Annotated in this window: 16 protein-coding genes; 7 read left to right on the forward strand and 9 right to left on the reverse strand. The window is 57.2% G+C overall.

The genetic code is table 11. The features are described 5' to 3' along the window. Positions 1–35 precede the first annotated feature (35 nt). From nei to AWR26_RS17890, 7 genes are all read right to left on the reverse strand, one after another. A complete protein-coding gene (nei, locus tag AWR26_RS17860) occupies positions 36–827 on the reverse strand; it encodes an endonuclease VIII (RefSeq protein ID WP_064567811.1) in 792 nt (263 codons plus the stop codon). Between the two features lie 15 nt (positions 828–842). Further along, on the reverse strand, positions 843–1,580 hold the full coding sequence (pxpA, locus tag AWR26_RS17865) for a 5-oxoprolinase subunit PxpA (RefSeq protein WP_064567812.1): 738 nt from the start codon (positions 1,578–1,580) through the stop codon (positions 843–845). Further along, positions 1,570–2,502 (reverse strand): 5-oxoprolinase subunit PxpC, encoded by a 933-nt coding sequence (gene pxpC / locus AWR26_RS17870; RefSeq protein WP_064567814.1) that lies wholly within the window; start codon positions 2,500–2,502, stop codon positions 1,570–1,572. Before pxpC ends, pxpA begins: the two co-directional genes overlap by 11 nt. Continuing rightward, on the reverse strand, positions 2,496–3,152 hold the full coding sequence (gene pxpB / locus AWR26_RS17875; RefSeq protein WP_064567816.1) for a 5-oxoprolinase subunit PxpB: 657 nt from the start codon (positions 3,150–3,152) through the stop codon (positions 2,496–2,498). Before pxpB ends, pxpC begins: the two co-directional genes overlap by 7 nt. An 11-nt stretch (positions 3,153–3,163) precedes the next feature. Then, the gene (locus AWR26_RS17880) at positions 3,164–3,907 is read right to left on the reverse strand and encodes a type 2 GTP cyclohydrolase I (RefSeq protein WP_064567818.1); all 744 of its coding nucleotides are present in this window, start codon (positions 3,905–3,907) and stop codon (positions 3,164–3,166) included. A gap of 12 nt (positions 3,908–3,919) precedes the next feature. Further along, a complete protein-coding gene (gene phrB, locus AWR26_RS17885) occupies positions 3,920–5,332 on the reverse strand; it encodes a deoxyribodipyrimidine photo-lyase (RefSeq protein ID WP_064567820.1) in 1,413 nt (470 codons plus the stop codon). A 148-nt stretch (positions 5,333–5,480) separates the two neighbouring features. Continuing rightward, the gene (locus tag AWR26_RS17890) at positions 5,481–5,687 is read right to left on the reverse strand and encodes a YbfA family protein (protein WP_064567822.1); all 207 of its coding nucleotides are present in this window, start codon (positions 5,685–5,687) and stop codon (positions 5,481–5,483) included. Between the two features lie 411 nt (positions 5,688–6,098). On the opposite strand from AWR26_RS17890, the gene kdpF reads away from it, so the two are divergent. From kdpF to AWR26_RS17925, 7 genes are read left to right on the forward strand one after another with little or no spacing between them, the layout of a single operon-like run. Beyond that, positions 6,099–6,188: a K(+)-transporting ATPase subunit F gene (kdpF, locus tag AWR26_RS17895; RefSeq protein WP_035885978.1), complete on the forward strand. Its 90-nt coding sequence runs from the start codon at positions 6,099–6,101 to the stop codon at positions 6,186–6,188. Next, the gene (gene kdpA, locus AWR26_RS17900) at positions 6,188–7,864 is read left to right on the forward strand and encodes a potassium-transporting ATPase subunit KdpA (RefSeq protein ID WP_064567824.1); all 1,677 of its coding nucleotides are present in this window, start codon (positions 6,188–6,190) and stop codon (positions 7,862–7,864) included. Before kdpF ends, kdpA begins: the two co-directional genes overlap by 1 nt. Positions 7,865–7,884: 20 nt before the next feature. Then, a complete protein-coding gene (gene kdpB, locus AWR26_RS17905; RefSeq protein WP_064567826.1) occupies positions 7,885–9,933 on the forward strand; it encodes a potassium-transporting ATPase subunit KdpB in 2,049 nt (682 codons plus the stop codon). Positions 9,934–9,945: 12 nt separating this feature from the next. Next, positions 9,946–10,521 carry a potassium-transporting ATPase subunit KdpC gene (kdpC, locus tag AWR26_RS17910; RefSeq protein ID WP_064567828.1) on the forward strand — a complete coding sequence of 192 codons (576 nt, stop codon included), beginning with the start codon at positions 9,946–9,948 and terminating at the stop codon, positions 10,519–10,521. Between the two features lie 3 nt (positions 10,522–10,524). After that, positions 10,525–13,212, forward strand: coding sequence for a two-component system sensor histidine kinase KdpD (gene kdpD, locus AWR26_RS17915; RefSeq protein WP_064567829.1), 2,688 nt, complete (start codon positions 10,525–10,527; stop codon positions 13,210–13,212). Next, the gene (kdpE, locus tag AWR26_RS17920) at positions 13,209–13,886 is read left to right on the forward strand and encodes a two-component system response regulator KdpE (protein ID WP_064567831.1); all 678 of its coding nucleotides are present in this window, start codon (positions 13,209–13,211) and stop codon (positions 13,884–13,886) included. The genes kdpD and kdpE overlap by 4 nt, the downstream gene beginning before the upstream one ends. A 33-nt stretch (positions 13,887–13,919) precedes the next feature. After that, entirely contained in the window at positions 13,920–14,348 is a 429-nt protein-coding gene (locus AWR26_RS17925; protein ID WP_043956909.1) for an EamA family transporter, read from the forward strand. A 61-nt stretch (positions 14,349–14,409) separates the two neighbouring features. On the opposite strand, the gene pgm is transcribed toward AWR26_RS17925, so the two are convergent. Both pgm and seqA read right to left on the reverse strand, forming a co-directional pair. Continuing rightward, positions 14,410–16,050 carry a phosphoglucomutase (alpha-D-glucose-1,6-bisphosphate-dependent) gene (gene pgm / locus AWR26_RS17930; RefSeq protein ID WP_064567833.1) on the reverse strand — a complete coding sequence of 547 codons (1,641 nt, stop codon included), beginning with the start codon at positions 16,048–16,050 and terminating at the stop codon, positions 14,410–14,412. A 24-nt stretch (positions 16,051–16,074) separates the two neighbouring features. Further along, positions 16,075–16,629, reverse strand: a complete 555-nt coding sequence (seqA, locus tag AWR26_RS17935; protein WP_064567835.1) for a replication initiation negative regulator SeqA — start codon at positions 16,627–16,629, stop codon at positions 16,075–16,077. Positions 16,630–16,675 lie beyond the last annotated feature (46 nt).

The raw sequence follows: 16,675 nt of genomic DNA on the forward strand, positions 1-16,675 counted from the left end.
CCTAAAAAAACGCGCCTGTGGGTGCGTTTTTTGTTTCAGCGTTGGCAGCCAGGGCACCAGTAAAACGGGCGTGATGAGAGCGTGGTTTTTTCGATCATCCCACCGCAGCGCTCGCACATCTCCCCGGCCCGGTGAAAGACCCGGAAGCGAAACAGCGCGCCGTGATGCCTGTTCTCATCCACACTACCGCGCGTCTGCCAGGACAAACGAGGAATATCCAGCAACGCCTGTGCCAGCACGTTAAGCTGAGTATCATCCAGTTCGGCGGCACTATGCTGCGGCGCCAACGCGCAGTGCCAGAGGATCTCTACGCGTAAATAGTTACCCAGCCCGGCCAGAAACGCCTGATCGAGCAGCAAACCGGAGAAGCGACGACGGCGAAAACGCGGCGATAACAGACGTTCTTTCACCTGCGCCGCGGTGAGCGTCATGTTCAGCACATCCGGCCCAAGCCGCTGTAAAAACGGGTGCTGCGCCAGTTGTTCTGCCGTGAGTATGGCGATATCTGACGCGCTGTAAAGCAAGATGGCTTTATCGGCCGTCTGTAGTTTTACGCGCAGCACGCGGTTGGTTTGCGGCGTTTCGCCCGCATCCACCACGCGCCAGACGCCGTAAAGCTGGTTATGGCTATAGAGGGTCAAACCTCCGGAAAAGTGCGTCAACAGCGCCTTACCGCGTGTTTCAATCTGCTCGATGCGCTGCCCCACCAGACCTGGTGCAAAATCGGTTAGCGTCGGCGGAGCAAACCAGACATCGGTCAGTGGTTTTCCCTGAACTGCCGCTTCAAGCATATCCGCCGCCCGGCGGATCTCCGGTCCTTCCGGCATGTAAAACTCCTTGTGTTATCGCGCGGAAATGATCACCCCACGCTGGGTAAAAGCAGCATGCAGACGGCGGGCAAACAGTAACGCATGTTCACCGTCACCGTGCAGACATACCGTTTGCGCCTGCACGGGAACATACTCGCCATCAACACTTTTTACACGCCCTGCCAGCACCATCTCCAGCGTTTGCGCCAGCGCCACATTGTCATCAGTAATCAACGCGCCCGGCTCGCTGCGTGGTACCAGCCGACCATCGCTGCGATAGCCACGATCGGCAAACACTTCCTTGCGGGTGATCAGCCCCCAGTTTTTCCCGGCGCGGATCAGCTCGCTGCCCGCCAGCCCGACCAGAATCAAATCCGCATCAACATCGTGTACCGCACCGGCGATAGCGTCGGCCAGTTGCGCATCATTTGCCGCCTGGTTATATAACATGCCGTGGGGCTTCACATGCTGTAATTTACCGCCCTCAGCACGCACCATCGCTGCCAGTGCGCCGATTTGGTACAACATCTGGGCATATACGGTTTCCGGCGGCAGTTGCATCGCCGTACGACCGAAGTTTTCCCGATCGGGAAACGAGGGATGTGCGCCGATAGCGACCCCGTTACGCAGCGCTTCGCGCACGCACGTCAGCATCGTCCCGGCATCGCCCGCATGAAAACCGCAGGCGATATTGGCCGACGAAACCAGTTTCAACAACGCAGCATCATTGCCGCAGCCTTCGCCAAGATCGGCGTTTAAGTCAATCTTCATGCGTTAACCTCCATGCCAGTTGTTCAAGGTAACGATGTTGGTCCTGGCGGGCATGCAGCGCTTCATCCAGTGAACACTGAACAAAATGCACTGGCTGCCCAAGAGGAATTTGCGCCAGATGGTACATATCGGCCTCGATAATGCAGGCAATACGCGGGTATCCGCCGGTTGTCTGAGCATCATTCATCAGCACAATCGGTTGGCCATTTGATGGCACCTGTATAACACCGGGTAATAAGCCGTGGGAGAGCAGCTCGCGCGAGGTCGTACGCAATAGTGGTTGCCCCTGTAAACGGTACCCCATGCGGTTGCTCTGCGGGCTTATCTGCCACGGCAGACGCCAGAATGCTTCCTGCGAAGCCGTGGCGAATTCGTGATATTCCGGCCCCGGCAGCGCACGAATACGGTTGCCCCACAGCAGTTGTTTTACGCCCTGCTGGGTACGAAACTGCCGCTTCGGTTTTACCAGAGGCAGCGTATCGCCATCACGTAACAGGCGCCCTTCCAGCCCGCCGACAGCGGCTTTCAGGTCGGTACTCCCGGAACCCAGCACCTCCGGCAGCGCAAAACCGCCCGCCACCGCCAGATAGCTACGCACACCGTGCAGCGGGCGTTTCAGCACCAGCCGCTGCCCGGCTTTTGCCACAAAACGCCAGCCCGTCCACACAGGTTTACCGTCGAGTTTCGCTTCACAACCGGCGCCAGTCAGGGCAAACCAGCAGCGGCTTTCGAACACGGCTTCGAACTGGCCGAGCGTGATCTCAAGCCCGGCCGTATCGGGCGCATTGCCCACCAGCGCATTGCCAATTTGCAGCGCAGGCGCGTCCAGCGCGCCGCAATAGCTGATTCCGGACTGGCGCAAGCCGGTACGCTTCCCCCCCTGCAAAGAGGTGTAAATACCGGCGCGGATAATTTTCAACATACGCCCTCCTTGCGCGGAATGAAGCGCAGCGTGTCGCCAGGACGCAGCAATGAAGGCTCCGCTAAACGCGGGTTAAAAAGCGCCAAATCAGTGCGTCCAATCAGGTTCCAGCCGCCGGGTGTCTCCAGCGGATAAATACCGGTTTGTGCGCCGCCAATACCAACAGAACCGGCCGCCACGCGAACGCGCGGCTCAGCGCGGCGCGGCGTGGCCAGCACTTCCGGCAGGCCGCCCAGATAGGGAAAACCCGGCTGGAAGCCAATAAACCAGACCACGTAATCAACAGAGGCATGCAGCTCCACTACCTGTTTTTCACTCATCCGACAATGTTCCGCCACCCGTCCGAGATCCGGCCCGGCATCGCCGCCGTACAGCACCGGGATCTCAATGGCGCGAGATTCCGGCTCCAGCGCCTCGCTCTCTTCCCACCAGCGCTGTAAGCGCTCAATGGCATCCAGCGCCAGTGTGCCCGGATCGCGCAGCACAACCGTAATGTTATTCATTCCCGGAATGACTTCCGCCACCTCCGGCACCGTCGACAGCCGCTGCGTCAGCCGCCAGATCCGCTTTTGCGTCGCCAGCTGTACAGGAGGCTCCAGCTCCAGCACCACGGCGGTTTCCCCTAATAAATAACAACGCGCTCGCTGCACTTGTTCGCTCCTCAGGCCGGGTTCGGAATATCCACAAACGTGACGTCAAGATCGGTATGGGTATTCAGCCACTCGCTCAGGGCGCGAATGCCGCCGCGTTCGGTGGCATGGTGCCCCGCCGCGTAGAAATGCAGCCCCTGCTCGCGCGCGGAGTGAATGGTCTGCTCCGACACCTCGCCGGTGATAAAGGCATCCACGCCAAAGCGGGCGGCTTTATCGATAAAACCCTGTCCGCCGCCGGTACACCAGGCGATACGTTTCACAACATCCGGCCCGGTATCGCCGCACCAGAGCGGCTTACGGCCCAGACGCGCTTCGATCCAGGAAGCCAGTTCCAGCCCCGGTACCGGCATCGTGAGTTCGCCCCACGGCAACAGCTCTTCGATTTCGCCCTGAATGGTAATACCGAGCAGCGCCGCCAGTTGCGCGTTATTGCCCAGCTCAGGGTGCGCATCGAGCGGCAGATGCCAGCCATACAGGTTGATGTCGTTCGCCAGCAGCGTTTTCAGGCGGTTACGCTTCATGCCCAGAATGACCGGCGCTTCGTTTTTCCAGAAATAGCCGTGATGGACAATGACCGCGTCCGCCTGCTGACGCACCGCTTCATCCAGCAACGCCTGGCTGGCGGTCACGCCGGTGACAATTTTTTGCACCGTTTCCCGCCCTTCAACCTGGAGGCCGTTCGGGCCGTAATCACTGAATGCCGCACTGTTCAGCTTCTCGTTAATCAGTTTTTCCAGTTCGGTATTTTTCATCAATGCTCTCTTTTACGCTTTACGGGCGGCTTCATACGCCGCCAGGGTGGCGGCTCGCGCCTGTTTATGGTCGACAATCGGGCGAGGATAATCGAGACGTAGCCCCTGTTTATCCGCCCACGCCCAGGGCTGATGGAGATGCTTTTCCGGCACCGCTTGCAGTTCAGGTAGCCAGCGACGAATAAACGCGCCGCTGGCGTCAAAGCGCTCCCCCTGCGTGGTGGGGTTGAAAATGCGGAAATAAGGCGCTGCATCGGTCCCTGTTGAGGCTGCCCACTGCCAGCCGCCATTGTTTGCCGCCAGATCGCCATCGATCAACTGAGAAATAAAATAGCGCTCTCCGCAGCGCCAGTCGATAAGTAAGTCCTTGACCAGAAAGCTTGCCGCGATCATCCGCAGCCGATTATGCATCCAGCCAGTACTGTTCAACTGGCGCATTGCGGCATCAACAATCGGAAAGCCCGTGCTGCCCTTTTGCCAGGCCTCAAGCTGCTGTTGGTTTTCCTGCCACTGTACCTTATCGGTCCAGGGGATAAAGGGCTTGTACTTGCAGAGTGCCGGATGGAATGTCATTAGATGACGGTAAAACTCTCGCCAGATCAGCTCATTGAGCCATACTGCGCCGCTTCCGCCATCGAGCGCCTGCGGCTGCTCGGCCAGTAAACGATGCAGACACTGGCGCGGCGACAGTGCGCCAATCGCCAGCGCGGCGGAGAGGCGGCTGGTACCTTCAATCGCCGGAAAATCACGCTGCTGCTCGTACTCCGCCGCCTGCTGCTGGCAAAAATGGCGCAGCCGGGCAATCGCGCTTTTCTCATCGGCGGGGAAAAGCTGTTCATCAAACGGCTGCTGCGGGTAGTTAAGGGCGATCGGCTCAGCGACGGGCAGCGCCCCTTCGCGCGCACGCGGCGCGGCGACGCATTCCGGCAGTTCCTCTTTTAACCGACGTAAAAAAGCGTTTTTGAACGGCGTAAAGACTTTATACATCTCGCGATTGCCGGTCATTACGCTGCCCGGCGCCAGCATCACGCTGTCATCAAACCCCTGGCAGGATACGTTCGGCAACGCTTTTTCTACCGCCGCATCACGCTGGCGTTCATTGAATTCATATTGATAGTTATAAAAAAGATGGCTTACCTGCTCGCTGGCACAGATTTGGGCAATGGCCTGCGCGCAAGCAGCAAAATCATCCACCTCGCGGTAGAGCAGCGGAATGCCCTTCTCCGCCAGCGCTTGTTGCAGCGCATTAAGATGAGCGTTGAGCAGCGCCGCCTGGCGCGGTGCCATGTGATGCTGCTGCCACTGCGCTGGCGTGGCAATGAAAAGCGCAATAACCCGGACGTTTGGAAAGCGGCAAGCGGCGGCGAGCGCAAGATTATCATGTACGCGTAAATCCGCGCGAAACCAGACCAGATGGGTGGTCATATCACTCCTTATGTCCGTAACGAAGGCGCAGCGCTGCGGATCTTTGCTTCGCTGCGCCTGGCGGCACAGTGTAAATGTAGCAAAAAGGTTACTGCAAAAAAAAACCACCGCAAGGCGGTGGCTCAGAGGATTTGCTGTGTGTAATCGATTAATAAAAGTCACAGGCTACTTTTTCGGCCTGCTCCATCCACACCGGTTTTTCACTGGTTTTCGCCCAGACGCGGTGCAGGTAGCTGTAAAAACGTGCGCGATCTTTCCAGAACAACATCACCGGTAATGCCAGAACGCCTGCCAGAATGGCGAAAGCGCGACGCATCAACACAACGTGTGTCGGAAACGCTTTATATGTGTTCATAATCCTCTCCCCTTTGTCAGGCCGGCAATCGCTACCGGAAAATGTTCCCGCCTTACAGAAAATCAGGGCGGCGCTGAAATCTGGTTAAAATAGTATCGCTTTATTCGTAATTTTACTACTCATCCGACCACTATTTTTCTGTAAATTTAGGATTTATTTATATCCAGGGGTAAATTAGTTACAAAACCGTTAAATTAGTACTAACCATTAGTTAATTTAAGGATTAAAGGCTCTCATCACGCTACTTTGCGAAATAGCGCGACGCATACCTGCCCACCAGGACGATTCGAGTAAAAATTCGCCCTTCCGTTTTTATATTTTTTTTACACCTACCCTTCTGATTTTTTCGAGATTTTTGCAACGAATAAACTACTTTGATAGCACTTCTTAAAAGCACCCTGGAGGTGGATTGTGAGTGCAGGCGTGATAATCGGCATCGTGCTGGTTTTCCTGTTATTGGGCTACCTGGTTTATGCCCTCATTAACGCGGAGGCTTTCTGATGGCCGCTCAGGCGTTTCTTCTGGTCGCCAGCTTTTTGCTGGTGCTGCTTATTCTTGCGCGCCCGCTGGGATCGCTGCTGGCAAAACTGATTGCCGGACAGGCGCTGCCCGGTACGGCGACAATCGAAAATATACTCTGGCGTGGACTGGGTATAGATACCCGCGAAATGAACTGGCGGCACTATCTGTTCGCCATTCTGTGGCTGAATATACTCGGCCTTGTACTGCTGTTTGCCATGCTGATGTTGCAGGGTATTTTGCCAATGAACCCGCAAAACTTGCCCGGCCTCTCCTGGCATCTGGCGCTGAACACGGCGGTCAGCTTTGTCTCGAATACCAACTGGCAATCCTATGCCGGCGAAAGCACGCTGAGCTATTTCAGCCAGATGGTCGGGCTGACAGTACAAAACTTCCTCTCTGCAGCGACGGGGATTGCAGTGGTATTCGCGCTGATCCGCGCCTTTGCGCGCCGCAGCATGGATACGCTCGGTAATGCGTGGGTGGATCTCACCCGCATTACCCTGTGGGTGCTACTGCCGATTTCACTGATCATTGCCTTGTTCTTTATTCAGCAAGGCGTTCTGCAGAACTTTTTGCCTTATCAGTCTTACACCTCGCTGGAAGGCGTTCAGCACCTGATGCCGATGGGGCCAGTCGCGTCTCAGGAAGCGATCAAAATGCTCGGCACCAACGGCGGTGGTTTCTTCAATGCCAACTCTTCGCACCCGTTTGAAAACCCGACTGCATTGACCAACTTCGTGCAGATGCTGGCGATCTTCCTGATCCCGGCAGCGCTTTGCTTTGCTTTTGGCGATGCCGTGGCGGACCGTCGCCAGGGGCACATGCTGCTGTGGGCGATGTCGCTGATTTTCGTGGTCTGTGCCGGGGTGGTGATGTGGGCTGAGTTCCAGGGTAACCCGCACTTCCTGACGCTCGGTGGCGACAGCGCCATCAATATGGAAGGTAAAGAGAGTCGTTTTGGCATTCTGGCGAGCAGCCTGTATGCCGTGGTCACAACCGCCGCCTCATGCGGCGCGGTAAATGCCATGCATGACTCCTTTACCGCGCTGGGCGGCATGATCCCGATGTGGCTGATGCAGATTGGCGAAGTGGTGTTCGGCGGCGTGGGCTCGGGTCTCTACGGCATGCTGCTGTTCGTGCTGCTGGCGGTATTTATTGCCGGGTTGATGATTGGCCGTACGCCGGAGTTTATCGGCAAAAAAATCGATGTCCGCGAGATGAAAATGACCGCGCTGGCGATCCTCGTCACCCCGGCACTGGTGCTGCTTGGCACTGCGCTGGCGATGATGACCGACGCCGGGCGTAGCGGCATGTTTAACCCCGGCATTCACGGCTTTAGTGAAGTGCTATACGCCGTCTCGTCGGCAGCCAACAACAATGGTAGCGCCTTTGGCGGATTAAGCGCCAACACCCCGTTCTGGAACTGCCTGCTGGCGTTCTGCATGTTCTTCGGCCGTTTCGGTGTGATTGTTCCGGTGATGGCGATTGCTGGTTCACTGGTCGGCAAGAAAATCCAGCCCGCCAGCACTGGCACCCTGCCTACACACGGCGCGCTGTTTATCGGCCTGCTGATCGGCACAGTACTGCTGGTTGGCGCATTGACCTTTGTTCCTGCCCTGGCGCTTGGCCCGGTGGCGGAATACCTCTTATTTTGAGACTGGCGGAGACGCGTTTTATGAGTCGCAAACAACTGGCCCTGTTCGAACCGCATCTTGTTCGTCAGGCGCTGATGGATTCGGTGACCAAGTTAAGCCCGCAGGTACAGTGGCGTAACCCGGTGATGTTTATTGTCTGGATCGGCAGCCTGTTGACCACCATTCTGACCGTGGCAATGGCAACAGGCCATCTTGACGGCAGCGCGTGGTTTACCGGCGCGGTCAGCCTGTGGTTATGGGTTACGGTATTGTTCGCCAACTTTGCAGAGGCGCTGGCGGAAGGCCGCAGCAAAGCGCAGGCCAATAGCCTGAAAGGGGTGAAAAAAACCGCTTTCGCCCGCAAATTACGCGCCCCGCAGCATGATGCGCAAATCGACCATATTCCGGCAGCCGACCTGCGTAAAGGCGATGTGGTGCTGGTTGAAGCCGGTGACATTATTCCGTGCGATGGTGAAGTGATTGAAGGCGGTGCATCGGTTGATGAGAGCGCGATCACCGGTGAATCGGCACCGGTGATCCGTGAGTCCGGCGGCGATTTCGCGTCGGTCACGGGCGGGACACGCATTCTTTCTGACTGGCTGGTGATCCAGTGCAGCGTTAACCCCGGCGAAACGTTCCTCGACCGCATGATTGCGATGGTGGAAGGTGCGCAGCGGCGCAAAACACCGAACGAGATCGCACTGACCATTCTGCTGGTTGCCCTGACCCTTGTTTTCCTGCTGGCAACCGCCACTTTGTGGCCATTCTCGGTATATGGTGGCCAGGCCGTCAGCGTGACGGTGTTGGTAGCCCTGCTGGTGTGCCTGATCCCAACGACTATCGGCGGGCTGCTGTCTGCAATTGGCGTTGCCGGGATGAGCCGCATGCTGGGTGCGAATGTGATTGCCACCAGCGGCCGTGCGGTGGAAGCCGCAGGTGATATCGATGTGCTGCTGCTGGATAAAACCGGCACCATCACCTTAGGTAACCGCCAGGCATCCGATTTCCTGCCCGCGCAGGGCGTGGATGAAAAAACACTGGCCGATGCTGCGCAACTCTCTTCGCTGGCGGATGAAACGCCGGAAGGCCGCAGTATTGTGATACTGGCGAAACGCCGCTTTAATCTGCGCAAGCGCGATATGCAGAGCCTGCAAGCCACCTTTATACCCTTCACTGCGCAAACCCGCATGAGCGGCATCAACGTGCAGGATCGGATGATCCGTAAAGGTTCGGTGGATGCTATCCGCCGTCATATCGCCGCCAATGGCGGTCAATTCCCGGCTGATGTGGAAACGCTGGTCGAACGCGTCGCCCGCCAGGGCGCCACGCCGCTGGTCGTTGCCGAAGGGGCGAAAGTGCTGGGCATTATCGCGCTGAAAGATATCGTCAAAGGCGGGATTAAAGAGCGTTTTGCCCAACTGCGTAAAATGGGCATTAAAACAGTAATGATCACCGGGGATAACCGCTTAACCGCTGCAGCGATTGCCGCTGAAGCCGGTGTCGATGACTTCCTTGCGGAAGCGACGCCGGAAGCAAAACTGGCGTTGATCCGCCAGTATCAGGCGGAAGGTCGTCTGGTGGCGATGACTGGCGATGGCACGAACGATGCGCCAGCGCTGGCACAGGCCGACGTTGCGGTGGCGATGAACTCCGGCACCCAGGCCGCCAAAGAAGCGGGCAACATGGTGGATCTTGATTCAAACCCCACCAAATTGATTGAAGTGGTGCATATCGGTAAGCAGATGCTGATGACTCGCGGTTCGCTGACCACCTTCAGTATTGCCAACGATGTGGCGAAATACTTCGCCATCATTCCGGCGGCGTTTGCAGCAACCTATCCGCAACTGAATACGCTGAACGTCATGCATCTGCACTCCCCAGCGTCGGCAATTTTAAGCGCGGTGATCTTTAACGCACTGGTGATTGTGTTTCTTATCCCGCTGGCGCTGAAAGGGGTGAGCTACAAGCCGCTTACTGCTTCCGCCATGCTGCGCCGCAACTTGTGGATCTACGGGCTGGGCGGGCTGGTGGTGCCGTTTATCGGTATCAAGCTGATCGACCTGATTTTGACCCTGTTTGGCCTGGTGTAAGAGGTATAAAAAATGACTTTATTCCGTCCCGCATTTCTGCTTTTGATACTCTTCACCCTGATTACCGGCGGGCTCTACCCGCTGGTGACCACCGCGCTCGGGCAATGGTGGTTTAACGCGCAGGCGAACGGTTCGCTGATCCGTGAGGGCGATACCGTGCGCGGTTCACGCTTGCTGGGTCAGGACTTTACCACGCCGGTTTATTTTCACGGCCGCCCTTCTGCCACGGCCGATGCGCCTTATAATCCAATGGCGTCCGGCGGTAGCAACCTGGCGGGCAGCAACCCGGAGCTGGATAAAGAAGTGGCGGCGCGCGTGGCGCAACTGCGCGCCGAGAATCCACAAGCGGATACGCATGTTCCGGTGGAATTGATTACTACCTCGGCGAGCGGCCTTGATGGCCAACTCTCTCCGGCTGCCACCGCCTGGCAGATCCCGCGTGTGGCGCAAGCCCGTCACTTACCAGTGACAGAAGTGGAAAAAGTGGTGGCCGAACATACCACCACGCCGCTGGTCAACTTTATCGGCCAGCCGGTGGTCAATATTGTGGAACTCAATCTGGCGCTGGATGCGCTCAAGGATAAATAAAGCATGACTGACGAGCCTTTGCGCCCTAATCCCGACCGCTTACTGGAGCATGCCGCAACAGCGCACCGGGGAAAGTTGAAAATCTTCTTCGGCGCCTGCGCCGGTGTGGGCAAAACGTTCGCAATGCTGCAAGAGGCGCAGCGTCTGCGGGCGCAGGGGCTTGATATTCTCATTGGCGTAGTGGAGACCCACGGGCGCAAAGAGACCGCCGCGCTGCTGGAAGGGCTGGCGATCCTGCCGCCCCACCGTATCGCCCATCGCGGGCGACTTATTCAGGAGTTTTCGCTGGACGACGCCCTTGCGCGCCGTCCAGCGCTCATTTTAATGGACGAGCTGGCGCACAGTAACGCGCCCGGCTCGCGCCATCCGAAACGCTGGCAGGATGTAGAAGAGCTGCTGGAAGCGGGTATCAATGTCTTTACAACCGTCAACGTCCAGCACCTGGAAAGCCTCAACGATGTGGTCAGCGGCGTGACCGGTATCCAGGTACGTGAAACCGTGCCGGATCCTTTTTTCGACAGCGCAGATGAGGTCGTACTGGTGGATTTGCCGCCGGACGATCTCCGCCAGCGCCTGCACGAAGGCAAAGTCTATATCGGCGGCCAGGCCGAGCGCGCTATCGAACACTTCTTCCGTAAAGGCAATCTGATTGCCCTGCGCGAACTGGCGCTGCGCCGCACCGCCGACCGCGTAGACGATCAGATGCGCGCCTGGCGCGATCGTCAGGGCGAAGAGAAAGTCTGGCACACGCGTGATGCCATTCTGCTCTGCGTCGGGCATGGCGCGGGCAATGAGAAATTGATTCGCACGGCGGCGCGGCTGGCGGCCAAGCTGGGCAGCGTCTGGCATGCGGTGTATGTTGAAACGCCGTCGCTACATAAATTACCGGAACCGCAACGGCGGGCGATTTTAAGCGCCCTGCACCTTGCACAGGAACTGGGGGCCGAAACGGCCACGCTTTCCGATCCGGCGGAAGATAAGGCGATTCTGCGTTACGCCCGTGAGCATAACCTCGGCAAAATTATTATTGGCCGACGCAATAAGCACCGCTGGTGGAACCCGGAATCGTTTGCCGATAAGCTGGCGCGCCGCGCGCCGGATCTCGACCTGGTGATCATCGCGCTGGACGATGCTCCGGTTACCTTGCCCTCTCGCACCGGAGATGCACGCCCGTTTATTGAGCGCTGGCGGGTACAGTTAAAAGGTTGTGCCGTCGCCCTCGCCCTTTGCGCGGCAATTACCGTGATCGCCGCACAGTGGCTGGCGGCTTTCGATGCCGCCAACCTGGTGATGATTTACCTGCTCGGCGTGGTGCTGGTCGCGCTGTTTTATGGTCGTTGGCCATCCGCGTTCGCCGCGGTGATTAACGTTCTCAGTTTTGATCTCTTTTTTATCGCTCCGCGCGGCACGCTGGCCGTTTCCGATGTGCAATATCTGCTGACCTTTGGCGTAATGCTGACGGTCGGTTTGGTCATTGGCAATCTCACTGCCGGGGTGCGTTATCAGGCGCGCGTGGCGCGCTACCGCGAGCAGCGTACCCGCCATCTTTATGAGATGTCGAAAGCGCTGGCGGTCGGGCGTAATAACAAGGATATCGCCGTTACCAGCGAAACGTTTATCCAGTCCACCTTTGATGCGCGCAGCAAATTATTGCTGCCGGACAGCCACGGGCAGTTGAAAGCGGTAACGCAAACCCACGGCATGACCCCCTGGGATGATGCGATTGCCCGCTGGAGTTTTGATAAAGGCCAGCCAGCCGGAGCGGGAACCGACACCCTGCCCGGCGTGCCGTATCAAATTTTGCCGCTTAAAAGCGACCAAAAAACCCATGGGTTATTGATTGTGGAACCGGCCAACTTGCGCCAGTTGATGATCCCGGAGCAGCAACGCCTGCTGGAAACCTTCACTCTGCTGGTTGCCAGCGCGCTTGAACGCCAGGCGTTAGCCACCAGCGAAGAACAGGCTCGCCTCGCCAGCGAGCGGGAAAGCATTCGTAACTCTTTGCTGGCCGCGCTCTCCCACGACCTGCGCACGCCGCTGACTGTGCTGTTTGGCCAGGCGGAGATCCTGACGCTCGATCTGGCAAGTGAAGGCTCCTCGCATGCGCCGCAGGCCAACGAGATCCGTCAACATGTGCTGAATACCACGCGGCTGGTGAATAATCTGCTGGATATGGCGCGTATTCAGTCCGGTGGTTTTAATCTTAAAAAAGAGTGGCTAACGCTGGAAGAGGTGGTTGGCAGCGCACTCAGAACGCTGGAACCCGGGCTTGGCGGCCGCCATATCAACCTCGACCTGCCCGACCCGTTAATGCTGGTACATGTTGACGGCCCATTATTTGAGCGGGTGCTGATCAATCTGCTGGAAAATGCAGTGAAATACGCAGGACAGCGGGCGGAGATCGGTATTACCGCCCATGATACGCCGCAACAGTTGATGCTGGATGTGTGGGATAACGGGCCAGGTATTCCGGCAGGACAGGAGCAGGCCATTTTTGATAAGTTCGCGCGAGGAACCAAGGAATCAGCGATTCCTGGCGTCGGTCTTGGGCTGGCGATTTGCCAGGCGATTGTTGAGGTTCATGGCGGTACCATTAGTGCCCGCAATCGCTCACAAGGGGGCGCGCTGTTTTGTGTTACACTTCCACGTGAGACACCGCCGCAACTGGATGAATTATCTGAGGATCTGTGATCAACGTTCTGATTGTCGAAGATGAACAAGCCATTCGCCGATTTCTGCGTACCGCGCTGGAAGCTGAGGGGCTTCGCGTCCATGAAGCGGAGACCTTGCAGCGCGGCCTGATTGAAGCCGCCACCCGCAAACCCGATCTGGTGATCCTAGATTTGGGTCTGCCGGATGGCGACGGTCTGGATTTTATCCGCGATTTGCGCCAGTGGAGCCAGATGCCGGTGATTGTCCTTTCGGCGCGTGCTGAAGAGAGCGACAAAATTGCGGCTCTTGATGCCGGCGCCGACGATTACCTCAGCAAACCGTTTGGCATTGGCGAATTACAGGCCCGCCTGCGCGTTGCCCTGCGCCGTCATGCGGCCGCAACCCCCGGCGAACCAGTGGTGACCTTTGCCGATATTCGCGTCGATCTGGCTAACCGCCGCATCCAACGCGGTGAGGAAGAGATCCATCTGACGCCCATTGAATTTCGTCTGCTGGCCGTGCTGCTGAACAATCACGGCAAAGTGTTAACTCAGCGACAACTGCTAAGCCAGGTCTGGGGGCCAAATGCCATCGAGCACAGCCACTACCTGCGCATCTATATGGGCCATCTGCGCCAGAAACTCGAAGCCGATCCTGCCCGCCCACGCCATTTACTTACTGAAACAGGGATTGGCTACCGGTTTATGCTTTGAAGGCGTATCCTGCTGTTTTTTAGGAGGGTAATGATGAGCGCCTGGCTAATTTATGCGTTGTTATCTGCGGTCACCGCTGCGCTGGTGGCTATTTTCGGCAAGATCGGTTTGCAACATCTCGACGCTAATACCGCCACGGCGATCCGTGCGGTGGTCATGGCCGTATTTCTGGTCGGTGTGGTCGTAGTGCAGGGCAAATTGTCGCTGGTCGCCACCGTGCTGGCCGATAAAAAAGCGCTGCTATTTGTGGTGCTGAGCGGCGTCGCGGGCGCGCTGTCGTGGCTGTTCTATTTTATGGCGATCAAAAGCGGCAACGTGTCGCGGGTTGCTCCCATCGATAAGCTGAGCGTGGTGTTTGCCGTGATCCTGGCCGTGATCCTGTTTGGTGAGAAAGTCTCGTTGGTGGCAGCAGCGGGCGTGGCGTTAATTACTGCCGGTGCACTGATGGTGGCGCTGGGGTGAGTTTGTAGCGGGTAACACGCCCGATCCGCAAAAAATTAAGGCTCCCGAAGGAGCCTTTTTATTACGCGTTTTTCAGCACTTCGCTGACAATTTCTACCGCTTCTTTTTCAATCAGCTTCCGGTGTTCGTCACCGAGGAAACTTTCGCAGTAGATTTTGTAGGCGTCTTCAGTACCTGACGGACGCGCGGCGAACCAGCCGTTGTCGGTCATCACTTTCAGGCCGCCAATCGATGCGCCATTGCCCGGAGCAGCCGTCAGACGCGCAGTGATCGGGTCACCTGCCAGCGTGCTGGCGCTCACCATCTCCGGAGAGAGTTTGGACAGCGCGGCTTTCTGCGCGGAGGAGGCAGAAGCCTGCAAACGGTTGTAGCTCGGCGCGCCGAAGCGTGCCGCCAGCTCATTGTAATGCTGCTGCGGGTTTTTTCCGGTCACGGCAGTGATCTCAGCCGCCAGCAGACACATGATGATGCCGTCTTTATCCGTTGACCACGGCGTACCGTCGAAACGCAGGAAGGACGCGCCCGCGCTCTCTTCACCGCCAAAGCCAAAGCTGCCGTCATGCAGACCATCAACAAACCATTTGAAACCCACCGGCACTTCCACCAGCTTACGGCCAAGGTCGTTCACCACGCGGTCGATCATCGCTGAAGAGACCAGCGTTTTACCGACGGCGACATCTTTGCCCCACTGCGGACGGTGCTGGAACAGGTAGTTGATAGCAACCGCCAGGTAGTGGTTCGGGTTCATCAGCCCGGCCGGGGTAACGATGCCGTGACGGTCGTAGTCCGGATCGTTAGCAAACGCCAGATCGAACTTGTCGCGCAGCGCCAACAGGCCCGCCATCGCACATTCGGAGGAGCAATCCATGCGGATCGCGCCGTCTTTATCCAGGTGCATAAAGCGGAAGGTCTGATCGACCTGATCGTTAACGATGCTCAGATCCAGCTTGTAGTGCTCCGCGATACGCTTCCAGTATTCAATACCGGAGCCGCCCAGCGGATCGACGCCCAGTTTCAGGCCCGCTTTCTGAATCGCCGCCATATCGACGATATCCGCCAGCCCTTCAATAAATGGCTGCACCAGATCTTTTTCTGTCACATGGCCGGAAGCCAGCGCAGCATCCAGCGTAAGGCGTTTCACGCCTTTCAGACCATCCGCCAACAGCGCATTAGCGCGGTCTTCGACCACTTTGGTAACGTTGGTATCCGCCGGGCCGCCGTTAGGCGGGTTGTACTTGATCCCGCCATCTTCTGGTGGGTTATGCGACGGGGTGATAACGATACCGTCCGCCTGCGCGCCGCCGTTTTTGTTGTGTACCAGAATGGCGTTTGAGATGGCAGGCGTCGGCGTGAAGCCGTTATTTTCCTGCACGATCACATCCACACCGTTTGCCGTCAGCACTTCCAGCACGGAGATAAACGCCGGTTCAGACAGCGCGTGAGTATCTTTACCCACATAGCACGGCCCGGTAATCCCGTTTTTTGCACGCTCTTCGGCAATCGCCTGAGCGATGGCCAGAATGTGCGGCTCGTTGAAGCTGTGGCGATGGGCGCTGCCACGGTGGCCGGAAGTGCCAAATTTCACCGCATGTTCTGAATTACCGACTTCAGGTTTCAACACATAGTACTGCGCAGTAAGCTGGGCGACGTTAATCAAATCGCTCTGTTGTGCAGGTTGACCCGCACGCGGGTGGTTAGCCATTGCCTGGTCCTTTCAATGCAAGGATTAAATTGTGCCGCAAACTTTTTCAATCAATTCCGCCGGGAACTGCATTGACTGCATGATGTGCTCAATCATGCTGCATTTACGGCCCGTATTGGTGTTGGTGATGACCCAGTATGGGGTGTTCGGCACCTGCTTCGGTTTAGTCTGGTTGCCGTTCTGCAACAGGGTTTGCTCATTGATGGCAAAGTATACTCTTGTGCGCCCGTGCAGTGATTCAGTGGATTCCGTAAAGCCTTTGTCGTCGAGTGAATAGAGGGTAGACAGCACCATCAGGAAACGATTGACGGCCTTTTTCTGCTCGGCATATTCATCAGAGAGGAGCAGTTCACGCACGGCGCGGACTTTATCTTTTGCGGTATTGGCCGGTTTGATGCCTTCGACAGCAACGACGGTACGCGGCTCTTTTACCGGTGCAAGAGAAGCAGCAGGCTGTGCCGGTGATACGGCAGAAAATTTCAACATGCGCCGTAAAATGTCGGATGCGCTCTCGCCGATATGCTTAGTATGGCTGGCAATATAACTGTAGAGCTCATCATCAACTTCGATCGTTTTCATCTTAATCCAGTGCTATATCTAATCTGAATACAAGTGTTGGGATTAT

This window comes from Kosakonia oryzae, assembly GCF_001658025.2.
Classification (GTDB): domain Bacteria; phylum Pseudomonadota; class Gammaproteobacteria; order Enterobacterales; family Enterobacteriaceae; genus Kosakonia; species Kosakonia oryzae.

Bases quoted from the DNA above. Each gene is read 5' to 3' on its own strand.
- nei (WP_064567811.1), bottom strand. From the start codon at position 827: ATGCCGGAAGGACCGGAGATCCGCCGGGCGGCGGATATGCTTGAAGCG.
- pxpA (WP_064567812.1), bottom strand. From the start codon at position 1,580: ATGAAGATTGACTTAAACGCCGATCTTGGCGAAGGCTGCGGCAATGAT.
- pxpC (WP_064567814.1), bottom strand. From the start codon at position 2,502: ATGTTGAAAATTATCCGCGCCGGTATTTACACCTCTTTGCAGGGGGGG.
- AWR26_RS17880 (WP_064567818.1), bottom strand. From the start codon at position 3,907: ATGAAAAATACCGAACTGGAAAAACTGATTAACGAGAAGCTGAACAGT.
- phrB (WP_064567820.1), bottom strand. From the start codon at position 5,332: ATGACCACCCATCTGGTCTGGTTTCGCGCGGATTTACGCGTACATGAT.
- AWR26_RS17890 (WP_064567822.1), bottom strand. From the start codon at position 5,687: ATGAACACATATAAAGCGTTTCCGACACACGTTGTGTTGATGCGTCGC.
- kdpA (WP_064567824.1), top strand. From the start codon at position 6,188: ATGGCCGCTCAGGCGTTTCTTCTGGTCGCCAGCTTTTTGCTGGTGCTG.
- kdpB (WP_064567826.1), top strand. From the start codon at position 7,885: ATGAGTCGCAAACAACTGGCCCTGTTCGAACCGCATCTTGTTCGTCAG.
- kdpC (WP_064567828.1), top strand. From the start codon at position 9,946: ATGACTTTATTCCGTCCCGCATTTCTGCTTTTGATACTCTTCACCCTG.
- kdpD (WP_064567829.1), top strand. From the start codon at position 10,525: ATGACTGACGAGCCTTTGCGCCCTAATCCCGACCGCTTACTGGAGCAT.
- AWR26_RS17925 (WP_043956909.1), top strand. From the start codon at position 13,920: ATGAGCGCCTGGCTAATTTATGCGTTGTTATCTGCGGTCACCGCTGCG.
- pgm (WP_064567833.1), bottom strand. From the start codon at position 16,050: ATGGCTAACCACCCGCGTGCGGGTCAACCTGCACAACAGAGCGATTTG.
- seqA (WP_064567835.1), bottom strand. From the start codon at position 16,629: ATGAAAACGATCGAAGTTGATGATGAGCTCTACAGTTATATTGCCAGC.